This window comes from Mycobacteriales bacterium, assembly GCA_036497565.1.
GTDB lineage: Bacteria > Actinomycetota > Actinomycetes > Mycobacteriales > QHCD01 > DASXJE01.
On the sequence record DASXJE010000236.1, the window covers coordinates 1 to 1,600 of the forward strand.

A 1,600-nucleotide genomic window follows, 5' to 3' on the forward strand; every position below is an offset into this window, starting at 1 on the left:
GGGAAGACCAGGTCGCCGTAGATGTCGCGGTGCAGCGCGTTCCAGTCGTTCTCGCCGTAACGCAGCAGCGTGGGTGTGGGCTTGGTCTGCCCGGCCGCATGGCACATGTCGAGCCACTCGGCCAGGGTGTCCGGCCACGGCGCGGGCCGGCCGAGCTTCTCGGCCCAGTCCCGGGCGATCGGCAGCAGGTAGGGGTAGAACTCCTCCCGCAGCCCGGCGACGAGATCCGGGACGGGGTCGGCGAAGTAGCGGTACTGCCCAGACCCGTACCGGAAGCGGGCCATGTCGACCGTGGCGCGGAACCGCTCGGTCTCGTCGTAGAGCTTCACGACCGAGCGACAGTCGTCCGAGGTCAGCAGCGGCGCGGTCTGGGCGCAGCCGAAGTCGTTGACCTCGTCGGTCAGGGCGGGCCAGTCGAGCCGGCTCAGCGTGCTCATGCGGCGGCCTCCAGAGTCAGCAGGGTCTGCTTCGCGTCGACGCCACCGACGTACTGACCGATGGTGCCGTCGCTGCGTACCACCCGATGGCACGGTACGACGACCGGCAGCGGATTGGTCGCGCAGGCCGAGCCCACGGCGCGCACCGCCTTCGGATTGCCTGCTGCAGCGGCGATCGCGGCGTAGGTCGCGGTGGTGCCATAGGCGATGTCGGGTAGCTGGGCCAGCACGGTCCGGCGGAACCCCGCCGACAGCCGGAAGTCCAGCGGCAGGTCGAACCGGGTACGCCGGCCGACGAAGTACTCCTCGATCTCGCGTGCGGCGAGGTCGAGCCGTGCAGGTGCGCGCAGCACCCGCGGGCTCACCGTGTCGGCGAGCTGCTGGAGCACCCGGTCGTGGTCCTCGCGGGCGTAGGCGACCCGGACCAGGCCCTGGTCGGTGGCGGCGAGCAACAGCGCACCGAGCGGGGTGTCCACGGTCCGGAAGGCGACGTCGAGGATGCCTGCGTCGAGCGCCGCGGCCGCCAGTCGGGCGTGCAGCCGGCGCTCGGCGTCGTCGTCGACCCGGGGGAGCGCGGCGAGCAGCTCTGCTGCGGTCGGGAGCTCGGGGGTGGTCATCATGACGCTTCTCCTTCTGCGTCTCGGTCGTGCGGGGGTTGCAGGTAGGTCTTGCGCAGCGTCGCGATGCCGTCCGCGGCGGCGCGGCGGGCCGACTCGGCGGTGCCGCCGAGGATCGTGGCGATCTCGGCGTACGGGAGGCCGGCGAGGTAGTGGTAGGCGACTGTCTCGCGTTGCTTGAGCGGTAGGTCCTTCAGTGCTGCCCACAGGTCGGACTCCCAGCCGCCCGGCTGCCCGTGTGTGGTGGGTCGGTCCGGCACGTTGGCCGTCGGGACCGCTCGCCGGGCCTGGGTGCGGACCTGGTCGATCGCCTTGCGATGGGCGATAGTGACCAGCCATGCCTCGACGTTGCTGTCGGGGCGCAGCGTCGAATACGCCTGCATCGCGGAGAGAAAGGTCTCCGACCAGGCGTCGTCGGCGGCCGCGGGTCCGAGGACTGCCCGGCACACCCGCAGCACCGTCGATCCGTACCGCTGCACGACGGCTTCGAACGGTTGGTGTCCCACACTGAGCAAACGTGCCAGACCCGGCGGATGTGAGCCCGCC

At 71.2% G+C, this 1,600-nt stretch carries 3 protein-coding genes; all 3 read right to left on the reverse strand.

What is annotated here, in order from left to right; translation table 11 throughout:
• A partial coding sequence (locus VGH85_19280) for a 2OG-Fe(II) oxygenase (protein ID HEY2175954.1) occupies positions 1–437 on the reverse strand: 437 nt, incomplete at its 3' end.
• Positions 434–1,057 carry a methylated-DNA--[protein]-cysteine S-methyltransferase gene (locus VGH85_19285; protein ID HEY2175955.1) on the reverse strand — a complete coding sequence of 208 codons (624 nt, stop codon included), beginning with the start codon at positions 1,055–1,057 and terminating at the stop codon, positions 434–436. The genes VGH85_19285 and VGH85_19280, both read right to left, overlap by 4 nt.
• The gene (locus VGH85_19290) at positions 1,054–1,560 is read right to left on the reverse strand and encodes a sigma-70 family RNA polymerase sigma factor (GenBank protein HEY2175956.1); all 507 of its coding nucleotides are present in this window, start codon (positions 1,558–1,560) and stop codon (positions 1,054–1,056) included. Before VGH85_19290 ends, VGH85_19285 begins: the two co-directional genes overlap by 4 nt.
• Positions 1,561–1,600: the final 40 nt, after the last annotated feature.

Coding starts and splice junctions, on each gene's coding strand:
- VGH85_19285 (HEY2175955.1), bottom strand. CDS start 1,057: ATGATGACCACCCCCGAGCTCCCGACCGCAGCAGAGCTGCTCGCCGCG.